Here is a 22,255-nt window from a genome sequence, read left to right as displayed (position 1 = left end):
TCAGATACAAAAAAAGCTACCTGAAACGGTAGCTTCCTGTATATCTTTTTCTCTATTTTAATTGTAAACGGATTCCTTTCCAAAATGTTTGGCCAACATATAATAGATTACGGCTCGATGCTTGTTTTTATCCGACCTGCCATACCTATCGATGACGCTGTTTATCGCATCTAGCAATTCCCCATTGTCCGATAATCCCAACTTCTTTATTAGGAAATTGTTTTTTACCGTTTCCAGCTCCTTTTCATCCGAACCGGAGACTCTTGCAGCGTCTGCATTGTAAATGGCTGGACCCAAACCTATGGCCACTTTATTTAAAAGGTCCATATCGGGTGTCTCACCAAATTTTTCATTGATATCCGCTGCGTATTTTTCTACCAATTCATCTCTTTTACTCATAATAGTCAGTGTTCTTTAGGTGTTATTAAGGATTGGTTCTAAGATATAAAATCGAAGTAATCGAGCAAAATTTTGTCATTCTCGGTTCTTGGTGTGAAAACCTCCAAAATTCTGGGCTTCGCGCTATCCGAATAAAAGTTTTTCAGCTGTTGTGGCAACTCTTTCTTGTTGGTAGCTTTCTCATAGTCGAAACCGTACATCTTCGCTAGATTTTCTGCTGAAAGTTGATGAACCGTTTCAAAATAAGACTCGAATTCACTGGTTGGTTCACTACCTGGCAAAATCCTAAAAATTCCTCCTCCCGAATTATTAATAAGAATTATGCGAAAATCCTTTCTTATCCCTTCATACCACAACCCATTGCTGTCATAAAAAAAACTCAAATCCCCTGTTATTAAAACTGTTGGATTAGGGTTGTAAATGGATGCGCCAACTGCGGTTGATGTACTGCCGTCGATTCCACTAGTTCCTCTATTGCAGAATACTTGAAGGGTTTGGTTCATAGGAAACAACTGGGAATATCGAACCGTGGAGCTATTTGCCAAATGAACCTGATAGTCATCTGGGATATATTCTTGAATTTGATGAAAGGCCCAAAAGTCGGAAAAACCAATTTTGTCCAAATACAATTCCCTTTTATTTTGATAGTTCTTTTTTATTTCATCCCATTTTAATCGATACCCCATACTATTTGAATGAAATGGTAGGTGCTGGAAAAAAGTATTTGGCTCTGTGCTGAAATGCTTGGACAAACAAAAAAAAGTATCGTACGCCTTGTTTTTACCAACATGCCAGTGATGCTTTGGTTTATACTTTCTGAGAAAAGCCTTAACCTTTTTGGAAACAATCAATCCTCCCAAAGTGATTAGAATGTCTGGCTGTAGAGCACTAAACAACTCTTCTTCTTGTTGTGATTGTTCTATTGGCGCAATTATACTGTCAATGCTTGGGAAAAATCGGGAATCATGAACATTCGAAGTAGTCTCGGTAAAGACCAGAACGGTTGAGTCCAAAGCTAATTTGTCCAAAACGTCTTTACTCAGGTCATTCGGCTGATTTACTCCAATTAATACCATCTTTCTGGCTGATTCAGTCCAAATGGATGCGTATTCTTCCAAATCATTTTCAGATAAACTGTCTATGGCGATGAATTCCTCGACGGGTACTAAGACGTTTACGCTAGGTTTATCCGTTTGCCCATATAGCGGTTCCTCAAAAGGAACGTTGATATGCACTGGAAGATTTTCAGAATATGCTACATGTAACGCATTCAAAATCTCGGTTTGATTGTACTGCTCAATTTCTTCTTGAGAATGAGACAAGAGGGACTCATCAAATTCTTTGATTACCTCTGTGGAATGGGATACGTCCAATTTTAAATTGGTCTCATAACCAATATGTTCCTTGAAAGCATGAGGCTGTCGTATGGTTTGCCCATCGCCCACATCTATTTTGTACGGCGGACGGTCTGCCGAGATTACGATTAGGGGTATTTCACTATAAAAGGCCTCGGCAATGGCAGGATAATAATTTAAAAGTGCACTGCCGGAAGTACAGACGACCACAACCGGTTCTCGGAGTTGTCTGGCCATTCCCAATGCAAAAAATGCGGCGCACCTTTCATCCACAATGCTAAAGCATTTAAAAAAAGGGGTTTTGGAAAAGCCTAAAGTAAGTGGGGCATTTCGCGAGCCTGGAGATATCACAATGTTCTTGACTCCCTTAGCTTTTAAACTTAAAACAAGCTGTTGCGCAGAGGGGATTTCTGAATACGTCATGCGTTACAAAAATACGGCCCAAAAGCGTATTACCCTAAAACTGAAAAGGAATTTAAAGCAAACTCAACATCGTTTTACTTTTGTTCTGGGTTTCTTCCCATTCATTCTCTGGAATTGATTCAGCCGTTATTCCTCCTCCAACGTAAATGGACGTACCTTTTTGGGACAGTTGCATGCAGCGAAGATTTACGAAAAGTGTTGCATCTTGGGATTTCTCCATGCCCAGTTCGCCTAAAAAACCCGTATAATATTTTCGGTCATACCCTTCATTCTCCAAAATAAACGCTTTTGATAAATCGGAAGGTAATCCACATACGGCAGGCGTAGGGTGCAATGACTCAATAATGGCTTTTAGCGAAGAACTGGAAGAAAGTTTCCCACTCACAACCGTTTTCAAATGCCAAAGCAATCCTGCCTTTGCACTTTCAGGTCCCTCTGCCTTCAAATCATCCACTTTATTGGACAAATTGGTAAGGATGTAGTCGGTAACCATCTCCTGCTCCTCTATCTCCTTTTGTCCCCAAATAGGGTCAACATTAACTTCATACGGAAGCGTCCCAGCCAAAGACATTGTTTTTAGGCTATTGTTTTTTACCTCCAAGAAAGTCTCGGGCGTAGCACCACACCAGATACCCGTACTTGGATGGAAAAATACATAGCAAAAAGCTGAAGGATAGGTGTTCAATATTCGGTTTAGTATCTTATCTGGGGAAACCTGATGTTTGGTATCTATTTTTCTCGATAACACTACTTTTTGAAGGGTGTCAAGGGTAATGGCCTGTTTACCTTTTTTAATTAAATCCAAATGGGCTGACTTGCCCATATCCATAAGTTCTAAACTTTCTAGCCTTTCAGGAACGTCCTGAATTACATAAGGGGCGACAGAAACAACATCCGGTCTCAACAATACGGCATTATACTTTAAATCAAACGGAGCAAATACAAAACCCTTTTCCTGGAAATCCTTAGTTAGTAAAAGTTCACTCGATTCTTGAAAAATAGCCATTACCCTATTCTGATTGGGCTTCCGGTAAATGCAAACGGGGAGACTTTGCTCTATAGCACTTTTGACTTTATCAAGTAGCTGGTGAAATTCTTTATTTTCTGGGTAAGGCAATGGTCGTCAGTTTGCAATTGGATACCAAATTTCCCTCTTCATCAGTGATTTTTATCTCCCAGAGTTGTGTGGTACGGCCCTTATGGATAATGCTAGCCTTAGCGTATACAAACCCCTCCTTAATCGATTTTACATGATTGGCAGCAATTTCTATTCCACGGACAAAAAATTCTTTGGCATCCAGAAAAACATAGGAGGCTGCACTACCTACACTCTCTGCCAGTGCAACCGAAGCTCCCCCATGGAGAACCCCATCTGGTTGATGTACTTTTGGACTTACGGGCATTCGAGCGGTCAAGTAGTTTTCACCCACATCTACATACTCAATTTCCAAGGTTTCCATTAAAGTATTCTTACAAATAGAATTACAAATGGACAGAATTTTTTCCTTGTGTTCGGTCATCCTTTAATTTTTTGTAAAATTACGCAAAGCATTTGCAATAGATTTCTCAATACCATGTCAATTCAAGAAAAGAAAGTCACCTACACCACCCAAAACACTTATGCAACATTGAATGACTTAAGTGAGAAGACAAAATATGTATGGCTGGTTTTTCACGGCATTGGATATTTAAGTCGATACTTTTTAAAACATTTTAGTCAATTAAACCCGGAGGAGCATTATATCATTGCACCTCAAGCACCATCCAAGTATTATCTTAAAAATGAATACAAATATGTTGGTGCAAGTTGGTTGACCAAAGAAAATACCCTAGTTGAAACTGAAAATATCATGTCATATTTAGATAAAGTCTGTCAATCCGAGAACATTTCAACTCATCCAAATTTGGTGGTTTTTGGTTTTTCGCAAGGCGTGTCCATTGCTTTACGTTGGATGGCACGAAATCATGTTCAATGCCATACAATTGCCTTGTATGCTGGAGGTATTCCCAACGAATTAACACCTAAACATTTTGAATATTTGGATTTTTCCACAATCCGGATACAATCAATTTATGGGACCAGGGATGAATTCTTAAATGAGGAAAGATTGGAGACGGAACAAAAGAAACTAAATATGCTGTTCCAAGGCAAGTGTGAGTTGGTCAAGTTCGAAGGGGGTCATGAAATTGTGCCGGAAATCATAACCGATTTAGTCTAATACCATGATTAATTAGGAGTGTCCTTTTTTTCCTCTTCCGCGGGATAGTAAGTTATTCGTCTAGTGCTATAGACATTGCTTGGCGTAGTTATTTTTTTTATCCAGTTTTTCTCTGGACTACTATCAAATTGAAAGATAAACTCCCTTACCGATTTTGAGTTTTGAGTTTCCGTAGTTTCTGAAGTTAGCATGCCATCTACATCGTAGTCCAAACGAACTTTTTGCAAGGAAACAAACTGCTTTTTTGAGACGTCATAATTGAAAGTCTCGGTTTTCAAAAGTTTTCCGGCAGAATCATATGTTTTTTCAGTGGCATTGTTCGGTTCTCCATCCACAAATTCCTTGGTCAACGTTATTTTATATTTGATGTTTCCAACCACTTTTTCAGATACGCGCTTCATTTTCTCCAATATACCATTATGAAAAACACTTTGAGTTGTCTCATTTTTGTACTCTTGATATTCTATGGTGGTTTCATCCACGCCTTCAGCATTTGAAATGATTATCTTTTTCAACCTATCTTCCTCATCGTATAAATATTCCTGTTGTTCCAAAAATTGTTTGTCATAGGAAATTATTTTTTCCTTCACCCTACGTGGTGAAACGGTATCCATTGAATAAAAATTGACCATTGAGGTAGCAGCATCCAAAATGTCATCTTTATAGCTTTCCATTCGCTTCTCAATCAAGGTCTCTCCTTGATATTGATATAAGGTAATATCTTGGTCCGATTCGTTGTATTGGGTTATGGTTTTGACTAGTCTTCCCATTTTATCGAACTCAAAGAGTTCTCTTCCATAATCCGTAATTACGAGACACGACTTTACCTTTCCACGCAGGTCAAAATCCTCAACCTTGAAAATTTGAATTTCTTGTGAATATGCTATTAGATTGAAAAACAATACTATAAAAAGAAGTGGGATGTATTTTTTTATCATACTGCAAAATTAATTTTATGTCATCAATAAAAAAATCAAAAGAGATGCCATATTGAAAAAATAACCCAAAAATATCGAGTTCTTTACTTGCGCCTTTCTTCAAATTACCTGAAACCCCGTGGCGTAGGGGTCATCTTCGGTATCGATGGTAATAGTATTTCTACCATATACTTTTGCCCATCCTTTGATGCTGGGAACTATGGCTTTTTTACCTACTAAACTTGTCTGCTCTTCTATTTTGCCAACAAATTTAGAGCCGATATAGCTCTCGTGGACATATTCCTCACCCACTTGCAATTCGCCTTTGGCATAAAGTTGGGCCATTCTGGCCGAAGTTCCTGTGCCGCAGGGAGAACGATCAATGGCTTTATCTCCATAAAAGACCGCATTTCGCCCTGAAGAACCAGGATGTAGCGCACTTCCTGTCCATAGAATATGGGATACGGTATTGATGTTAGCATTTTCAGGATGAATGAAGGTGCCAGTATACTTGTCATTGATGTTTTTGCGCAGTTCTTGAGAGAACTGTATCAAATTACTGGCTGAGTAGTCTTGAATCCCCGAGAAGTTCTTCTGAGGGTCCACAATGGCATAAAAGTTCCCTCCATAGGCCACGTCAAACACCAATTCACCCAAAAATGAAGAATCAACCGTGAGTCCTTCACCTGCGAGATAACTTTTGACATTGGTTATTTTAACCCACTCCACTTTTTTATTGGGTTTGTGGTATTGGATTTCAACCAATCCAGCAGGTGCCTCCATCCGAACCAAACCTGGAGTTTTTGGCTGAATGAGGTCCTCTTCCAAAGCCATGGTAATGGTTCCAATGGTCCCATGACCACACATCGGAAGGCATCCACTGGTCTCGATAAAAAGAATGGATACATCATTTTTGGGCTGGTGCGGAGGATACAAAATACTACCACTCATCATATCATGACCGCGCGGTTCAAACATAAGTCCAGTGCGAATCCAGTCATATTCCTTCATAAAATGCTGTCGCTTCTCCTCCATGGTTTTGCCCTCCAAATCAGGTCCTCCAGAAACGACCAGACGAACTGGATTTCCACAAGTATGTGCATCCATGCATTCAAAGGTGTAAATTGCCATAATCTTGAACGGTTTAAATCAGAATCGAAGTTAGAAATATTACAGTTACCACCAGATTTAAAATATTTTCCACCTCCAGAGCCCTTCATAAAGAAATCTTAAGCCAAAAATGATTCATCATCTTTTAACTACTTTTGGGAAATTTTGAACTTAAAAAAGTATGAAAATTGTTTCCTGGGGGTTTTTAGCATTAATTCTATCATGCACTCCCACGCAAAAAACCCTATCCCAAAAAAAAGCGAAACCCGAAACCTATGCTGAAACTATTACCCAAGAAGAGCTAAAAGAACATTTATACACCTATGCTTCAGATGAATTTGAAGGAAGGGAAACTGGAACACCTGGTCAAAAAAAGGCTATCGAATATTTGAAATCCCACTACGAATCACTGGGTATTCCGGCGGCAAAGTCCGATGGAGACTATTTTCAGAAAGTGCCTTTGCAAAAATCAAGTGTCCCTAGTGGAAGTATGACCATAAACAATACATCTTTCGCTGTAGGTGAGGCGGTTATTTCGTTCACCCCTGCTGAAGGCAAATACAATCAAATAGTTTATGTGGGGTATGGTATTGATGAGGGAACTTATTCGGATTATGAGCAAGTAGATGTAAAAGATAAAATGGTGCTCATCAAAGCTGGAGAACCCATGAATGAGGACGGAACCTACGCCCTCTCCGGAACGAGCGAACCATCCGTTTGGAGCAATATGTCCGAAGCCATTGGTAAAAAAGGAGAATTAGCATTTGACAAAGGGGCGAAAGGAGTACTATACTATGATTCTGGGAATTATCCGAGATATTCGAACTATTACTCTTTTATAAAAAATAGCAGCAATCCAAGAATGACGCTCCAAGCAGAAGCTAACACAGCACTGCTTATGGTTTTGGATGCAGAGCCTGCAAAGCTTATTTTTCCGGATATCGATTCAAATCATACTCCTAAATTATTAGACACAGATGTGCAATTAGCTCTTGAAAACCAAGGTTTTGTAGATTCTGAAAATGTGGTGGCAATGATTCGAGGAAGTGAGAAACCCGATGAATATGTGGTCATTTCCTCTCACTTGGACCATATTGGGGTTAGTAAGGATGGTCAAATCAACAATGGAGCGGATGACGATGGTTCAGGAAGTGTTGCTCTTTTAGAAATTGCGGAAGCATTTAAAAAGGCAAAAAACAGAGGATATGGACCTAAGCGGTCTATCATATTTCTACATGTTACTGGAGAAGAAAAGGGATTGTTGGGTTCCAAATACTATACAGATTATGAACCTATCAAACCTTTGGAACAGACTGTGGCAAATTTAAATATTGATATGATTGGGAGAACAGACCCCAAACGTGAGGGTAATAGAAATTACATCTATTTAATAGGGTCCGACAAGTTAAGTACAGAATTACACAATTTGTCCGAGGAGATTAATGAAAAATACATGCAAATTGAATTGGATTATAAATACAATGACGATAATGACCCGAATCGGTTCTACTATCGCAGTGACCACTACAATTTTGCCAAAAACAACATCCCCATCATTTTTTACTTCAACGGTACACATGAGGACTATCACAAGCCGGGAGACACCCCAGATAAGATAAACTACGACCTTTTAGAAAATAGAACAAGATTGGTTTTCCATACCGCTTGGGAAGTAGCGAATAGAGAAAATAGGGTCATTGTGGATAAACCAGTGGAATAACAAAAAATACCGTAAAAACAAAAAAGCCCCTCTTTAGAGGGGCTTTTTTAATGGGTGGAAGATCGGTCTCGAACCGACGACCTCCTGAACCACAATCAGGCGCTCTAACCAACTGAGCTACAACCACCGTTTCAAAGCGGATGCAAAGTTAAATTTTTTTCTCAATTCTATCAAAAGATTTCTTGTAGTCATTCGAACATAATTCTTTAACAATTTCAAAATCCAGCATTCGTATAATAATATCCCATGTTGCGTCAGACATCGATAAATTCTATTCGTTCGTCTAACAGACCTACATAATTTAAGAGGTTCACAACATAAAATTCATCATCGATTGTATTGTTCTTAATTTTAGCCAGTTAGAAATTGTTTTCTAGTGCCCCAAATCACTACTATGAACAAGACCAACCTACTAGTTTCCCTTAAAAAACCATTCGTTTTTGGGCTCCTACTCCTTTTCGCCCTGAACCTTCAAGGTCAGAAAAGAAAAAGGGACAGTGTCGCCTATAGAATCAAGCACCTTATTTCTACCAATAAGTTCAGCACAAAGGACTCTACCCATCTTGATTTATTAGCGAATTATTCAAAATACTATCGTTTTATAAACAATGATAGCTTGTACACCATATCAAACCGGGTTTTAAAGCTAAGCAGGGAAATCGATTACAAACAGGGAGAAATCAAAGCACTAGAAAATATAGGGTTATTTTATTCCGATAAGGGTAATTATGAAAAGGCGCTACAGAATTATAAAAGTGCTCTGGAGGTAGCCCGAGAAATCAAGGATACAAAATCCGAACTTGATATCATCAATGATATGGGTCAAGACTATGCCTACATTGGAGACTATGCAAAAGCTTTAAATCTCTACTTAAAAGGACTGGATGTTGCCCAGCAAACAGATAACAAGTGGATGCTTTCCATTCTTAATGAAAACATCGCCAACTTATACGTAGACCAAAAAGATTTTAAAAATGCGTTGACTTTTTACGATAAGATTCAGGCCATAAATGAAGAATTAAAAAACGAAGTATTCCATGCAGAAACTCAAAGTAATATGGCTTCGCTTTACAAAGAAGCCAAAAACTATGAGTTGGCCATGTTCAATATCAACAAGAGTATTATAACTTTTGAAAAAGAGAAAATCTACGATTGGTTGGCCTATGCCTATGAGGTAAAAGGAAGCATTTATTTGGAGCAGAAGAAGTATCAGTGGGCATTACATTGGTACGACCAAAGCAATATGCTTCATGAAAAGCAACTTCAGGATGACCGAGAGAAAATTAACCTGTTAAATGGTATGGCCAAGGTCTATTTAGGGCTTGACCGGGATAGTCTTTCGCTGTCTTCAGTAAATGAAGGGTACTTTCTTTCCAAAAAGATAAAATCCCTTCAAGGACAGATAGATTGTTCGGAAACCCTATATCAAATACATAAAAAAAGAGGGGAAAACGATATAGCCCTATCCTATCTTGAAACCTTCAAAAAGCTATCAGATTCGCTTTCCAAGGACAAAAACAAACAGAGTTTGGCACTACTGGAGACCAAATTGCAGTACCAGCAGGAAAAGCAGGAGCTTATTTCCTCCAATAAATCGGCTTTAGCCAAACAAAGAAACTACATCTATTTTTCGGTGTTGATGGTTTTAATTCTATTGACCGTTTTATTACTGATTCGTCGTAGTGAAAAAGTCCAAAAGAAACTGTACAAAGAACTCAAGGAGAAGTCCATTGAAGTGAGTAGAAGGGAAAATCAGTTGACCGAAATCAACAAAACAAAAACGAAGCTTTTCTCTATCATTGGGCATGACCTACGGGGACCGATTGGCGCACTTCAAGGTATGCTAAAGCTATTTTCGGATGGCGAAATCAGCAAAGCCGAGTTCTTGTCTTTCATTCCTAAATTGAGGAGTGATGTGGAAAACATTTCTTTTGCTTTGAACAATCTGCTTTCATGGGGTCAAACACAACTCAATGGGGTTGTGACCAAACCAAAACGTATCCATTTCGAAAAATTAGTTTTGGATAACCTCAAATTATTATCTGAAGTAGCTGCAGGTAAATCCATTAAAATTATCAATCGCCTACCTGAAAATATGTTGATATGGGCGGATTACAATCAAATTGATATTGTAGTGAGAAATCTGATGAGCAATGCCATTAAGTTTACCCCAGATGACGGATTGATTACCATTGAGGCCCAAGAGAATGCTGATGTTTGGCAAATTATGATTCGTGACACTGGAATCGGAATGAACACAGAAATTCAGAAAAAAATCTTTGCGGATACCAACAACATTACCACCTACGGAACCAATAATGAAAAAGGAACCGGTTTGGGGCTTACCCTTTGTAAGGAAATGATTAACAAAAATAAAGGTCAAATTTGGGTGGAAAGTGCACTTCGTAAAGGTTCAACTTTCTATTTTACCATTCCAAAGGCCGAAAAAAGGTATCAGCAGGCAAGTTAATCAAATCAGGTCATCTAGGTTGTCCACCCCAACAAAACGTTCTACGTTAAACCCTTCTGCATACTCGACCCCAATTAATCTGCCTAAATCCCTAGCACGATAATTAACGCTATCAATGAAGTTTTTGCTACTAATTGGTGTTTCCGGTTCATCGCTATCTGGGTCAAAAAACTGGGAGCTGTATGCTAAAATCGCCTCTGTTTTTTTCTCAATAAATCCAGAAACATCAACGGCAAAGTCAGGTGTTAAGCTTTTCCATTGAATATAATGATAAACCACTTTGGGCCTCCAAGCTTCCTGCCATTCATCTTCCCCCTCCATTTTGGTATCAATTTTAGCAAGACCACTCAGAAAACAAGCATCACTTACCAGTTTACTGCCTTTGGCATGGTCAATATGACGGTCATCCACGGCATTGCATAGCACGATTTCCGGGCGATATTTACGCACCATTTTTATGAGTTCCAATTGGTGTTTTTTATCATTGACAAAAAATCCGTCGGCAAATTCCATATTTTCCCGAACGGCAATCTTTAAAATCTCAGCTGCCTTGGCCGCCTCTTGATCCCGTATTTCTGCCGAACCTCGGGTTCCGAGCTCTCCCCGGGTTAAGTCTATAATACCCACTTTTTTTCCTCGGGATACTTCCTTCGCTATAGTGCCACCCGCTCCCAATTCGGCATCATCCGGATGGGCGCCAAATACTAAAATATCTAATTTCATCAACGTTTAATTAAACCGGTACTGTTATGGATTTCGTTTTGGAAATCGCTTGCTCAATGTCGTGAACTAAGTCCTCAATTTCCTCTATACCTAACGAAAAACGTATTAAAGAGTCTTTGATTCCCTGTTTTTGACGGTCTTCAGGACTCATCAATGCATGGGAAGTTTTGGTTGGAGAAATCATGGTGCTTTCGACACCGGCTAAACTCATGGATGGTTTGATAAGCTCCAAATTTTTGAAGAAAAGGGAGACATCTATCTCGGGATTCAGTTCAAAGGAAAGCATCCCACCAAAGCCTTTCATCTGGGATTTGGCCAAACTGTGACCGGGATGAGTGCTCAGTCCGGGATAGTAAACATTCTCCACATCTTCGTTACCCTTTAAATAAGTCGCCATTTTCAAAGCATTCTCATTTTGTGCCTTGACACGAAGCCCCATGGTTTTTACGCTTCGTTCCAACAACCAAACTGTATAGTCACTTAAACTACCTCCAAAGCAGATGGCTGTTTGAAAAACGGTTTCCATATGTTCTTGGGAACACGCAACAACACCTGCACAGATGTCGGAATGGCCACCCATATATTTTGTGGCACTGTGTAAAATGATATCGATGCCAAAATCTGCTGGGGTCTGATTGATAGGACTCGCAAACGTATTATCTATCATGGTAAGTATACCTCTTTGGGATGCCAATTCTGCTACCCCTTTTAAATCCGTAATAGTCAATAAGGGATTGGAGGGGGTCTCTACATAGATTAGTTTGGTATTGGAGGCAATTACTGCTTCAAAATCAGCTACCTCCCAGCCTTCCGTAAAGGAGTAGCTTATACCATATTTCTCTAATTGAGTCACTGCAAAATTGTAGGTGCCTCCATATAAAGTCTGTTGAAAAACGATATGGTCACCTGCCTGTAAAAAAGCCATCAATGCGGTACTAATGGCTGCCATACCACTCCCAAAAATCATGGCTGCTTCGGTATGCTCCAAAGCAGCCATTTTTTTACTTAACGCTTCTTGATTGGGTGTATTGAAATATCTTGGATATCTTTTTACATCTACATCTTCAAAGGCATAGGAAGAGCTCATGTACAATGGCGATGCAGCACCTTTGTATTCCTTATCCTCCAATGTGCCCACATGGGTACAAACCGTGTTTGTTCCTTGGGTTGATTTCGCCATGGCTTCAAAATTTTGATTAAATATACGAAACCAACTATACTTGAACTTCCTTCCACTTACCCTTTTTAAACCAAATAATTGAGATGATGGCCAGCAGAATTTCCGCGGAGGTAATTGCGATAAAAACCCCTTTGGCTTCCCAACCCAACTGCAAGGCTGCCAGATAAGCAAACGGCAACTGGTAGAACCAAAATGCTATCAAATTTATTTTGGTAGGTGTGGTGGTATCACCTGCACCGTTAAAAGCATTGGCCACTACCATTCCATAGGCGTAAAAAACATATCCTACCGCGATGATTTGCAAACATAAAGCTCCGCTATCCACCACACTTGGGTCAGCATTAAACAAGGAAATAATGTATTCTGCCCCAAAAAAGTAGATTATAGAAATTAATGCCATAAAATAGGCATTGTACTTTCCGGTAATCCAAACCGAAGCTTCTGCCCGATCTGGTTTTTGGGCACCTAGGTTTTGCCCCACTAAGGTGGCTGCCGCGTTACTCATACCCCAAGATGGCATTAGGGTAAACATGATTACACGTATGGCAATCGTGTATCCTGCAAGTACCTCACTTCCAAATTCGGACATGATTCGCATGAGAAAAACCCAACTTGAGGTACCAATCAGAAATTGGGCTATACCTCCCAAGGACACCTTAATAAGGTTCATCATCACCTTTATGTTGACGACAATGTCATTCAATACCAGCTTGATTTTACTCCAGCCAAAGAATAAAATTCCAATTTGGAAAAGCACAGCTGTTCCCCTGCCAATATTTGTGGCAATAGCAGCTCCCATCACCCCATATTCAGGTACGGGGCCCCAACCAAAAATAAAGATGGGGTCTAAAATAATATTAAGCCCATTGGAAAGTACCAAGGCCCACATGGCAATTGAGGCATCACCCGCACCCCTGAAAATGGCATTAATCAAGAACAACAACATGATTGTGATGTTCCCACCTATTAAAAACTGGGTGTAGCCATATCCTTCAGCAATCAAATCCGGTTCTGCACCCATCAGGGCCAATATCTCTTGAGAGTAAAAGATACCTATCAACCCTAAACCAACTGCCACTAATATACCAAGCAGAATCGCTTGAACCGCTGCCGTTCTGGCCCCAGCTACGTCCTCTTCCCCTATTCTACGGGCTACAACAGCTGTTGCGGCCATACTTAATCCAATGGCCAATGCATAAATCAAGGTGATTACGGATTCCGTTAAACCAATAGTGGCAACTGCATTAACACTTACTTGGGATACATATGCGATGTCCACCAAGGCAAAAATGGATTCCATTAGCATCTCCAATATCATAGGGATGGAAAGCATGAAAATCGCCTTACGGATACTGCCGGAAGTAAAATTGTCTTCTTTACCGGTTACAGCAATCCAGAAGTAGCTAAAAAATTTTTTAAATGAATTTGTGTTTGAATTCGTCATTATTGATAAGAATTATGTTGTAGAAAAGAGAAAACGTGCGTCAGACCGGTTATAAACCGATTATAGATTGCCTGGAAAGGCTATGACATCTATGGCTGACATAATTCTTATAACTTCATGATGGCGCAAAGATGGTATTTTTTTTCAATTTTACTGTAAATTACTTCACAAATTATTTTCAACTCTCTTTAAACGCTACCCAGAACTATGAAAAGCAACGTGTATCTTTTTTTAATAATCCTTATACTTTTCACGTCTTGTAAAAATTCAATTTCCGTAGCTGATACTGAAAATACTCCATCTGTTTCTCAAGGATATCAAGGGCAAGCTCCAAGTCCAGTGGTCCCCACTGTAGACAAACCTGTACAACGACAATGGAAAGGAGTTTGGTCCTTTGAAGAAGAATCCGTTTCCTTCAGCAATGAGTTTGACAGTGCACGACTGAATGGTGTTGCTTCGGATGGGAACGACCATTACACCATTTGGATTACTGCAGAAAACACACCAATTAACGTGAGTCCGTGGTATGCCTTTAAGGTCTGGTCCAAAGAACCTAAGGAAATCACCATAAAACTGAGCTATCAAGATTCAAGAAGTCGGTATTACCCTAAGTTGAGCAGGGACGGCCTGAATTTTAAACCTATCGATAGCACTCGTTTTAAAGCGATTAATCCCGGAGAAGGAGATTTTGGTATTAAGGCCGCACCTGAATTTGCTGAGCTTACTGTTGAAGTAAGTACAGATACCTTGTGGGTTTCCGCACAGGAATTATACAGCTCCAAACGCGTTAAGAAATGGATTGACTCCCTAGCGGTAAACCCATATATCAGTTCCCATGAAATTGGAAAAAGTCATGAAAAACGACCTATACATCTGATGGAAATTGGAGCTGGTTCAGTACAAAAACCAGCAGTTATGGTCATCTCCAGACAACACCCTCCAGAAGTGACTGGTTTCTTAGCTATGAAATCCTTTATTGAGACCATTTCAGGGGATTCCGAACTCGCTAAACAGTTTAGAAACAACTTTACTGTTTTTGCCGTTCCCACCATGAATCCCGATGGTGTGGATAATGGGCATTGGAGGCATAATATGGGAGGTATTGATTTGAATAGGGATTGGCAAAACTTTAATCAGCCGGAAACCCAAAGCATTCGAAAATTTCTGAACCAGAAGAAGGCAGAAGGATATCAGTTTGCTTTTGGAGTTGATTTCCACTCCACATGGGATGATATTTATTACCCATTGGATACAACCGTTACAGGACAAAAAGGTAAAATTGTTTTTGATTGGATTAAGCGGATAAGCGAGAGACTTCCCCAAAAAAAAACCAATGTGAAACCTACCGACAAATTAACTCCCACCATGGTGTCACGCACCTATTTGTTTGTAGAACATGAAATGCCGGCCATAGTTTTTGAGCTTGGCGATAACACACCCCGAGATTTTTTAAAACAAAAAGGTCAAGTTGCTGCCGAGGAGCTTATGAAACTTCTGCAGAGTGACTAAGATAAGCTTACTTGGGAATAGCACCTCCGCCCCAGAAAATACTATACTGCTCACAATGGATAATTAATGAGGTATAGTTTACCAATTGAACGTTAGATGGAACCTTATACCGTTGACCTCCTTTGGTTTTTTTAAGCTCAGAAATTAAAACGGCATCCTTAGTTGCATTTTTACCTGTGATATCCGAAACTCTCTTTTTGGAAAGAAATAGTTTCAAATCTGGCGCACTTTTGGTTTTAAAATCATCGCTCAAAACAATGTAGGTGGCATCATTTGCTTTCTCAATTTCAAAATGTCCCGAGATGGATTTGTTTTGTTTTTGCCAGGTTCCCTTCGATGTGGTTTGAGATACCATTGAAATGGAACTCAACATCACAAGTAGGGTGAAAAGTATGGTCTGAAAAGGTTGAATCGTCTTCATTTGTTTATTTTTCAACTTAGTAGTTGAATCCTACCTTTTCTTACATCAAAAAAGGACCTAAAGAAGAGTTTTTGAACAAATAAGCTCTTATTATTCACGAACCACTTCAGGAATACCCTTCTTATGTGATTTATCGTTCGTTTCTTCTCCAGATGTGGTTTGCAGATAATGGACACGATATCTCCAATAGCTGATTCCACCGAGAATCAATATGCCCAAAACAATATGTTTTACATAATCTGGAGTTATGGCCGCAGACCCCGATTGGGCATAACTATGTAAACCGACCAAATAAAAGTTGACCCCGAAATAGGTCATCATAATTGAGCCGTAAGCTGCTACACTCATAAAATTATAGAACCATCGCCCACGCAATGCAGGAACGAAACGCATATGAAGTACAAAGGCATACACCATAATTGAAATCAAAGCCCAAGTTTCCTTGGGGTCCCAACCCCAATAGCGCCCCCAACTCTCATTGGCCCATTGACCTCCCAGAAAGTTTCCTATGGTTAACATTACTAACCCTATCGTTAGCGCCAATTCGTTGATAATGGTCAACTCTTTTAGGTTTACCTCCATGCGTTTCCTGTTCTTCTTGGTAGTCAAGATCATGAGGAGCAAAGCCGTAACACCCAGAATCATACCTACAGTCAAAGGACCGTAACTCCCGACTATCACTGCAACATGAATCATCAACCAATAACTGTCCAATACGGGAACAAGATTTGAAATAGCTGGGTCCACCCAACTTTGATGAGCTATAAATAGAAGCATTGAAGCTACAAAGGTACTGGCTGCCAAGGTGAGGTTACTTTTTCTGATAAAAAGTAGTCCTAGGCCCATGGTTGCCCAACTAACATAGAGAATACTTTCGTAAGCATCACTCCAAGGAGCATGACCTGATATGTACCATCGCATAATCAATCCAGCCGTGTGCCAAATGAAAAAGATGACAATGATACCCTTAAAAAAATAAGTCGTGGCCTTCCAAATTTCCCTTTCCTTAAAAATTCTGAATACCAGAACAAAAAAGAGCAAAGCTCCAAGCATCATGTAATATTTATAGAGACGGTTGAAAATGTCAAGCTTGTTATAAATAATCTCAGCCTTTACTTTTTCATCGGAAGGAAGCACTTCAGAACCATGATTCCTTTGGTTTTGCTTGAAAGCTTCTAAAAGTCTATCTGCTTGGGAATAATCTCCAGTAGTAATTGAACTTTGAAGAGAGTTTAAATAATACGGAAGCGCATTCGCCATAAAATTGGCATACAATGAATCCTGCACCTGATACTGTCCCGACCGGAACTCCACAGCAGATATCCATTTGTTGTTCTCATCGTTCAAGAGTGGAAATATTTTTAAGATATGGCCACTCAACGCCATCTCCAATAAACTGAACCGTTCATGTACTTTGATGAAGTCTTTTTGAAATTTATTGGGGTTTGTTGTGGACGTTGCTTCTTCCAGATACGGTTTTAGCCTATACATTCCTGTGGCATCAAACAAATCGGTGGCTTTAATATATTTCTCCCCCTTCTTTACTTTCAATATCTCTCGAATGCTGTCATTTTGCTTAGAACCAAGGTTAGTCACAATAAATTCGGTGTGATACCACACAGCTCGATTAAGCATCATAGACAAGAAAACCTGGTCAGAATCAAGTCCGCGGAATTTATCCTTACCACTTAGTTTCCTAAGAAGTTCGGATGTAAAGGTGTGCATGGGCTTCATTCGCCCGCCTTCATCCTGTACTACCAAAGCACCAAACTTTTCAGCATGTTCCTTGGAGACTGTCGTTGCTTTAATTACAGAGTCAATTTGGGCACTTGTTGGTTCCGTAATATGATTTTGAGGAGCCTGTTGTCCAAACGAAAGTGTGCACATTAAAAAAGCAAATCCCGCCAAGGCCGCTTTTTTCTTTTGTACTTTTTTCAATGATTTAGCCAAATCGCGGAATCGAGTCTTACCAAAGAACATAATACCTAGCAGCCCTACATAGAGCAGAAAATAGCCGATGTAAGATATCCAAGTTCCCCAAAAATCATGATTCACCGATAGAACTGTTCCCTTTTCATCAGGATGGAAGCTGGATTGAAAAAACCGGTAGCCTCTATGGTCCAAAACATGATTCATGAAAATATCGTAATCGAAGGTACGTTCGTCATCAACGGTTATCTTACTCATAAAAGAAGCATAGCCCGTTTCCGTTCCAGGATATTTTTCCGCTATAAAATCATTCAACTGTATGGCAAATGGTAATTCGTGCACCTTAGATCCATAGCTCAAGGAAAACCCAAGATTCCCGACATTGGTTTTATTTGAGAAATTGGAGGACCCCTTTCCTCCCAGAAGTTTTACTTCTTTGCTTTCCCCGTTGGCAGAAATATTTACTACTAGGGCATCCAAAGTGGCGTCAGTAACCTCATCTTCAGGTACCTTAATAATCCCATAGCTTCCTCGAACCAAAGGCTCAGGAATCACAAATTGCATCCCAGCAAGTGAGTACAAAGATCGCAATTGCAGCGTTTGTAGACTGTCTTGGACCACCTCGCCCTGAAATTGGTCAGCCATACGCATAAAACCGCCACCAAATGGTGTTTTTATTTGAAAGTCTTCACCATTGGCAAAAATGTTGATAGCTCCCGGCGTTTCGTTATTCAGGGTAAAAAGTACGTTGTGGATACTCGCAATTTGTCCGTTTTCCAGATAGTGTTCATGTCGCTGTCCATCTCCCGCCTCAACAATTTTCAAATATTCCTTACCATTCTCATCAGGAATCAATCCTTCTTTAGCGCCTTCAATAAAATCCACATAGTCAATGGAAAAATTCTGTCCATTAAAATCGGAGCGCCAAGGCAAGCTAGAGCGTTTTCCCTCAGCCGTGACAAGAATATCGTCTTCCAATATCCTTCGTTTGGTCTCCCCATTAATCTCTCCATCCACATAAGCCGTCAAATAGGTCTTGTCAGAATAAAACCGACTTTCTGTAGCACCCTCTCGGATAGGCATCATACCCTCATAACTAATATATCGGGTAACAAAGGCACCTATGATTATCAAAATCCAGGAAAGGTGAAGAATTAGGATAGGCCATTTCTTCCAAGAAAGTAGTTTATACCGGTAGATATTGCCAGCAAAATTGATGACAAAAAATACCATGATAGCTTCAAACCAGGTGGCGTTATAAATATAAATTCGCGCTGTTTCCGTGCTATACGCACTTTCTATAAATGTTCCCACTCCCATAGCTGCGGCAAAAACCAAAAATAGTACGGCCATGAGCTTCGTGGAGAAAAGTGTCTTTTTGAGAATATCGACCATGTATCCAACCCTGTATTTGGCTTGCAAAATTACCACCTTTTTGGATTTTTTGATTAATAGGGATCCTTTAAAAAGTTAAACAGTTTTGTTAATTCTTTTTTAAAACCGATTTGAGGCAAATTTGTAGTTTTGACCATGCTCTCAGTAGTTATTCTTGGAACTGGTAATGTTGCAGAAAACTTGATTCACGCCCTGTACCATTCGAAACAGGCTCACCTTTTACAAATTGTAGGTCGCAAACAACATGCGCTTAACAAGTATACTGGCAAGGCTAAGATTACGTCGAATTTTGAGAACATAGAAGATGCCGACATCTATATTATAGCCGTTTCAGATAGTGCCATACAAATGGTTGCTGAAAAACTTTTAGGGAAACAGGGTTTGGTCGTACACACCTCCGGAGCTACTTCAATGCATAGTATCTCATCAGTAAACAAGGGTGTTTTTTACCCATTACAAACCTTTACGAAAGAAAGAATTCTAGACTTTACGAACATTCCTATTTGTGTTGAAGCGTCAAATAACCAAGGGCTTGAGTTACTTCATAAACTTGGAACCAGTATTTCCAGTCAAGTACATGAAATTAGCTCTGAGCAACGTGAAAAGCTACATTTAGCGGCCGTTTTTGCAAATAACTTTTCCAATCATCTGTTTCATATCAGCGAAATGGTGTGTGCCAAAGAAGGCCTTTCTTTTGAACTGTTAAAACCCTTAATTTTGGAAACTGTCCAGAAATTGGAGAGCCTCTCACCTTATAAAGCGCAAACCGGTCCGGCTCGAAGAAAGGATATCCCCAGTATGGAAAAACATCTCGAGCTTTTACCGGACGAGGAACATAAAAAACTATATACATTGCTTAGTGAGGCAATTATGAAGACCTATGAAAAAGAATTATAAAGAGCTTTTGAATGACATTACCACATTCGTTTTTGATGTGGACGGTGTATTTACGGATGGTTCCATCTTAGTGACCAGCACAGGGGAAATGTTGAGGAGGATGAACGTAAAGGACGGATATGCCCTAAAGACTGCTTTACAAAAAGGATATAAGGTATGTATCATAACTGGTGGAACCAATGAAGGAGTCAGGGAACGTCTTAAGGGATTAGGTGTTACCGATATTTATTTGGACGCCCATCACAAGCAAGACCCCTTGGAAGAATATTTGGACATATACAATATTGACCCAAAAAATGTACTCTACATGGGCGATGATCTGCCGGACATTCCTCCAATGGGTATGGTAGGGTTGGCTGCTGCTCCGCAAAACGCAGTTCCCGAGGTGAAAGCCATTTCCGATTATGTTTCCCACAAAAATGGTGGTGAAGGTTGCGTGCGCGATATTATTGAACAAGTCTTAAAGGTACGTGGGGATTGGAACGATAATTATAGTGCCAAGAATGACTAAACGCAATCCGCTAGCCGACAAATTGAAAGGCTATCATCTTATCTTGGGTTCAGGTTCTCCCCGACGCAAAATGTTTTTGGAACAACTTGGTTTGGAATTTGAGGTACGCAAAAAAGAGGTGGATGAAGTTTATCCCGAGCATTTAAAAGGAGAAGAAATATCCCGCTTCCTTGCCGAACTTAAAGCTTCCCCCTTTACCGAAGAACTAAATGAAAAGGACATCCTTCTAACTTCCGATACGGTGGTTTGGCATAAAGACCAATCTTTGGCCAAAGCAAGGGATGCCCAAGAAGCTTTTCATATGTTGCAGACCCTTTCTGGGGATTGGCATGAGGTAATTACTTCAGTGTGCATAACCACAAAACAGCTTCAAAAAACGGTCTCAGGAACTACCAGAGTAAAATTTGCAGATTTCACTGAAGATGAAATCAGATTCTACATTGCTATGGACAACCCTTTTGACAAGGCCGGAGCTTATGGTATTCAGGATTGGTTGGGCCTAATAGGTATTTCAGAAATCAAGGGTTCCTACACCAACGTAGTAGGCTTACCTACCCATCTCGTTTACAAAACGTTAATGGACATGGTTTCTTGATGGGTGTTGCGTAATTTTGTAATAAACCCTTGTATTATGAAAAAGCTAGCTTCGACCAAAATTCTATCTATCCCTGCATTTGCACTCCTCCTTTTTGCCTTTGCTTGTAATACATCCTCTGAAACCAAGGAAAAAGAGTTAGCTATAAATGATGAGGAAGAAATGGAGAACACTACCATTGAACTCCCCAAAAAACCGCTTTCTGAAGAATTCAAAAAATATTGGTATGCAGGGGATGCGGAAATCACTTCGTATGAGTTGGAGCAGGCAAGATATGGTGAAATCCGAACAGGAAAATCGGTATTGATTTATGTAACCGAGCCCTTTTTGCCAGAAAAGCAAGTCAAAGCAGACCGGAGCAATCCTGGTAATGTTCCTGTTTTAAAGTTGAATGCTACCAAGAAATATTTGACTGGAATCTACCCCTACTCCATTATGTCCAGTACCTTTTATCCAGTCTACGATAATCAGCATGCCATCAAAACAAGTCTTTCGGTCCAAGAGTGGTGTGGACATGTCTACTCCCAAATCAACAACAGGGATAAATTTGAATTTACATCCCACTCTTATTTTGAAAGTGAGGCAGACCAAAACCTCAGTATCGATAAGAATATCCTTGAAAATGAGATTTGGAGCAAAATTCGAATTAATCCCGCTGACCTCCCAGTAGGTAATCTTAAAATGGTGCCTTCATTGGAGTATGTCCGATTAAGACATAAGGAACTTAAAGCTTATAATGCCAATGCTTCTTTGGATTCTGAAGGAGACAACAGTATTTACACGATTGCCTATCCAGAGTTGGAAAGGACCCTTTCAATTACGTTTTCCTCCTCTTTTCCCTACACTGTAGAAGGCTGGAAAGAAGAATTCAAAAGTGGGTTTGGACCTAACGCCAAGATACTTGAAACCAAAGCAACACGATTGAAATCCTTAAAAACACCTTATTGGGGTCAAAATGGCAATGATGACGAAGTCTTAAGGGAAAGTTTGGGGCTCTAAGCGTACATTTTTACCACAAAAGTGTCCTAAATATACCTT

The 22,255-nt window shown here is 39.8% G+C and carries 19 protein-coding genes and 1 tRNA gene; 8 read left to right on the top strand and 12 right to left on the bottom strand.

Annotated elements, in window-relative coordinates; genetic code table 11:
• Window positions 1-57: 57 nt before the first annotated feature.
• The 4 genes from ACSLUF_RS07540 to ACSLUF_RS07525 all read right to left on the bottom strand — a co-directional run bounded on the left by ACSLUF_RS07540 (window position 58) and on the right by ACSLUF_RS07525 (window position 3,697).
• On the bottom strand, window positions 58-399 hold the full coding sequence (locus ACSLUF_RS07540) for a DUF2853 family protein (protein WP_435625496.1): 342 nt from the start codon (window positions 397-399) through the stop codon (window positions 58-60).
• 38 nt (window positions 400-437) lie between these two features.
• Entirely contained in the window at window positions 438-2,177 is a 1,740-nt protein-coding gene (gene menD, locus ACSLUF_RS07535; RefSeq protein ID WP_435625495.1) for a 2-succinyl-5-enolpyruvyl-6-hydroxy-3-cyclohexene-1-carboxylic-acid synthase, read from the bottom strand.
• 52 nt (window positions 2,178-2,229) lie between these two features.
• Window positions 2,230-3,183, bottom strand: coding sequence for a chorismate-binding protein (locus ACSLUF_RS07530; protein WP_435625494.1), 954 nt, complete (start codon window positions 3,181-3,183; stop codon window positions 2,230-2,232).
• Between the two features lie 91 nt (window positions 3,184-3,274).
• Entirely contained in the window at window positions 3,275-3,697 is a 423-nt protein-coding gene (locus ACSLUF_RS07525; protein ID WP_435625493.1) for a PaaI family thioesterase, read from the bottom strand.
• Between the two features lie 54 nt (window positions 3,698-3,751).
• On the opposite strand from ACSLUF_RS07525, the gene ACSLUF_RS07520 reads away from it, so the two are divergent.
• Entirely contained in the window at window positions 3,752-4,396 is a 645-nt protein-coding gene (locus tag ACSLUF_RS07520) for an alpha/beta hydrolase (RefSeq protein ID WP_435625492.1), read from the top strand.
• A gap of 8 nt (window positions 4,397-4,404) precedes the next feature.
• On the opposite strand, the gene ACSLUF_RS07515 is transcribed toward ACSLUF_RS07520, so the two are convergent.
• Both ACSLUF_RS07515 and ACSLUF_RS07510 read right to left on the bottom strand, forming a co-directional pair.
• Window positions 4,405-5,334 (bottom strand): hypothetical protein, encoded by a 930-nt coding sequence (locus ACSLUF_RS07515; protein WP_435625491.1) that lies wholly within the window; start codon window positions 5,332-5,334, stop codon window positions 4,405-4,407.
• 99 nt (window positions 5,335-5,433) lie between these two features.
• Complete coding sequence (locus ACSLUF_RS07510) at window positions 5,434-6,444, bottom strand: 4-hydroxyproline epimerase (RefSeq protein WP_435625490.1); 1,011 nt, start codon at window positions 6,442-6,444, stop codon at window positions 5,434-5,436.
• A 160-nt stretch (window positions 6,445-6,604) separates the two neighbouring features.
• Here ACSLUF_RS07510 and ACSLUF_RS07505 point away from each other — a divergent pair, with 160 nt between their 5' ends.
• Window positions 6,605-8,143 carry a M28 family peptidase gene (locus ACSLUF_RS07505; RefSeq protein ID WP_435625489.1) on the top strand — a complete coding sequence of 513 codons (1,539 nt, stop codon included), beginning with the start codon at window positions 6,605-6,607 and terminating at the stop codon, window positions 8,141-8,143.
• A 52-nt stretch (window positions 8,144-8,195) separates the two neighbouring features.
• On the opposite strand, the gene ACSLUF_RS07500 is transcribed toward ACSLUF_RS07505, so the two are convergent.
• Window positions 8,196-8,271 (bottom strand) — tRNA-His (locus tag ACSLUF_RS07500).
• A 266-nt stretch (window positions 8,272-8,537) separates the two neighbouring features.
• On the opposite strand from ACSLUF_RS07500, the gene ACSLUF_RS07495 reads away from it, so the two are divergent.
• The gene (locus ACSLUF_RS07495; protein WP_435625488.1) at window positions 8,538-10,613 is read left to right on the top strand and encodes a tetratricopeptide repeat-containing sensor histidine kinase; all 2,076 of its coding nucleotides are present in this window, start codon (window positions 8,538-8,540) and stop codon (window positions 10,611-10,613) included.
• On the opposite strand, the gene bshB1 is transcribed toward ACSLUF_RS07495, so the two are convergent.
• Genes bshB1 through ACSLUF_RS07480 form a run of 3 tightly spaced genes read right to left on the bottom strand, consistent with a single transcriptional unit; the run spans window position 10,614 to window position 13,960 of the window.
• Entirely contained in the window at window positions 10,614-11,336 is a 723-nt protein-coding gene (gene bshB1, locus ACSLUF_RS07490; protein ID WP_435625487.1) for a bacillithiol biosynthesis deacetylase BshB1, read from the bottom strand.
• 10 nt (window positions 11,337-11,346) lie between these two features.
• Window positions 11,347-12,516 carry a trans-sulfuration enzyme family protein gene (locus ACSLUF_RS07485; RefSeq protein ID WP_435625486.1) on the bottom strand — a complete coding sequence of 390 codons (1,170 nt, stop codon included), beginning with the start codon at window positions 12,514-12,516 and terminating at the stop codon, window positions 11,347-11,349.
• 34 nt (window positions 12,517-12,550) lie between these two features.
• Window positions 12,551-13,960, bottom strand: coding sequence for an MATE family efflux transporter (locus tag ACSLUF_RS07480; protein WP_435625485.1), 1,410 nt, complete (start codon window positions 13,958-13,960; stop codon window positions 12,551-12,553).
• 207 nt (window positions 13,961-14,167) lie between these two features.
• Here ACSLUF_RS07480 and ACSLUF_RS07475 point away from each other — a divergent pair, with 207 nt between their 5' ends.
• On the top strand, window positions 14,168-15,469 hold the full coding sequence (locus ACSLUF_RS07475; protein ID WP_435625484.1) for a M14 family metallopeptidase: 1,302 nt from the start codon (window positions 14,168-14,170) through the stop codon (window positions 15,467-15,469).
• Between the two features lie 7 nt (window positions 15,470-15,476).
• Here the strand turns inward: ACSLUF_RS07475 and ACSLUF_RS07470 are convergent, their stop codons facing one another.
• Both ACSLUF_RS07470 and ccsA read right to left on the bottom strand, forming a co-directional pair.
• Window positions 15,477-15,890, bottom strand: coding sequence for a DM13 domain-containing protein (locus ACSLUF_RS07470; protein ID WP_435625483.1), 414 nt, complete (start codon window positions 15,888-15,890; stop codon window positions 15,477-15,479).
• A 90-nt stretch (window positions 15,891-15,980) separates the two neighbouring features.
• Entirely contained in the window at window positions 15,981-19,214 is a 3,234-nt protein-coding gene (gene ccsA / locus ACSLUF_RS07465; protein WP_435625824.1) for a cytochrome c biogenesis protein CcsA, read from the bottom strand.
• 135 nt (window positions 19,215-19,349) lie between these two features.
• On the opposite strand from ccsA, the gene ACSLUF_RS07460 reads away from it, so the two are divergent.
• From ACSLUF_RS07460 to ACSLUF_RS07445, 4 genes are read left to right on the top strand one after another with little or no spacing between them, the layout of a single operon-like run.
• Window positions 19,350-20,111 carry a Rossmann-like and DUF2520 domain-containing protein gene (locus ACSLUF_RS07460; RefSeq protein WP_435625482.1) on the top strand — a complete coding sequence of 254 codons (762 nt, stop codon included), beginning with the start codon at window positions 19,350-19,352 and terminating at the stop codon, window positions 20,109-20,111.
• Entirely contained in the window at window positions 20,095-20,622 is a 528-nt protein-coding gene (locus ACSLUF_RS07455) for a KdsC family phosphatase (protein WP_435625481.1), read from the top strand. The genes ACSLUF_RS07460 and ACSLUF_RS07455 overlap by 17 nt, the downstream gene beginning before the upstream one ends.
• Window positions 20,615-21,217 (top strand): Maf family nucleotide pyrophosphatase, encoded by a 603-nt coding sequence (locus tag ACSLUF_RS07450; RefSeq protein WP_435625480.1) that lies wholly within the window; start codon window positions 20,615-20,617, stop codon window positions 21,215-21,217. Before ACSLUF_RS07455 ends, ACSLUF_RS07450 begins: the two co-directional genes overlap by 8 nt.
• A gap of 36 nt (window positions 21,218-21,253) precedes the next feature.
• The gene (locus ACSLUF_RS07445; protein ID WP_435625479.1) at window positions 21,254-22,216 is read left to right on the top strand and encodes a septum formation inhibitor Maf; all 963 of its coding nucleotides are present in this window, start codon (window positions 21,254-21,256) and stop codon (window positions 22,214-22,216) included.
• Window positions 22,217-22,255: the final 39 nt, after the last annotated feature.

It is taken from the genome of Flagellimonas sp., assembly GCF_965601775.1.
Taxonomy (GTDB): Bacteria; Bacteroidota; Bacteroidia; order Flavobacteriales; family Flavobacteriaceae; genus Flagellimonas.
This window is presented reverse-complemented; position numbering and strand designations above follow the sequence as displayed.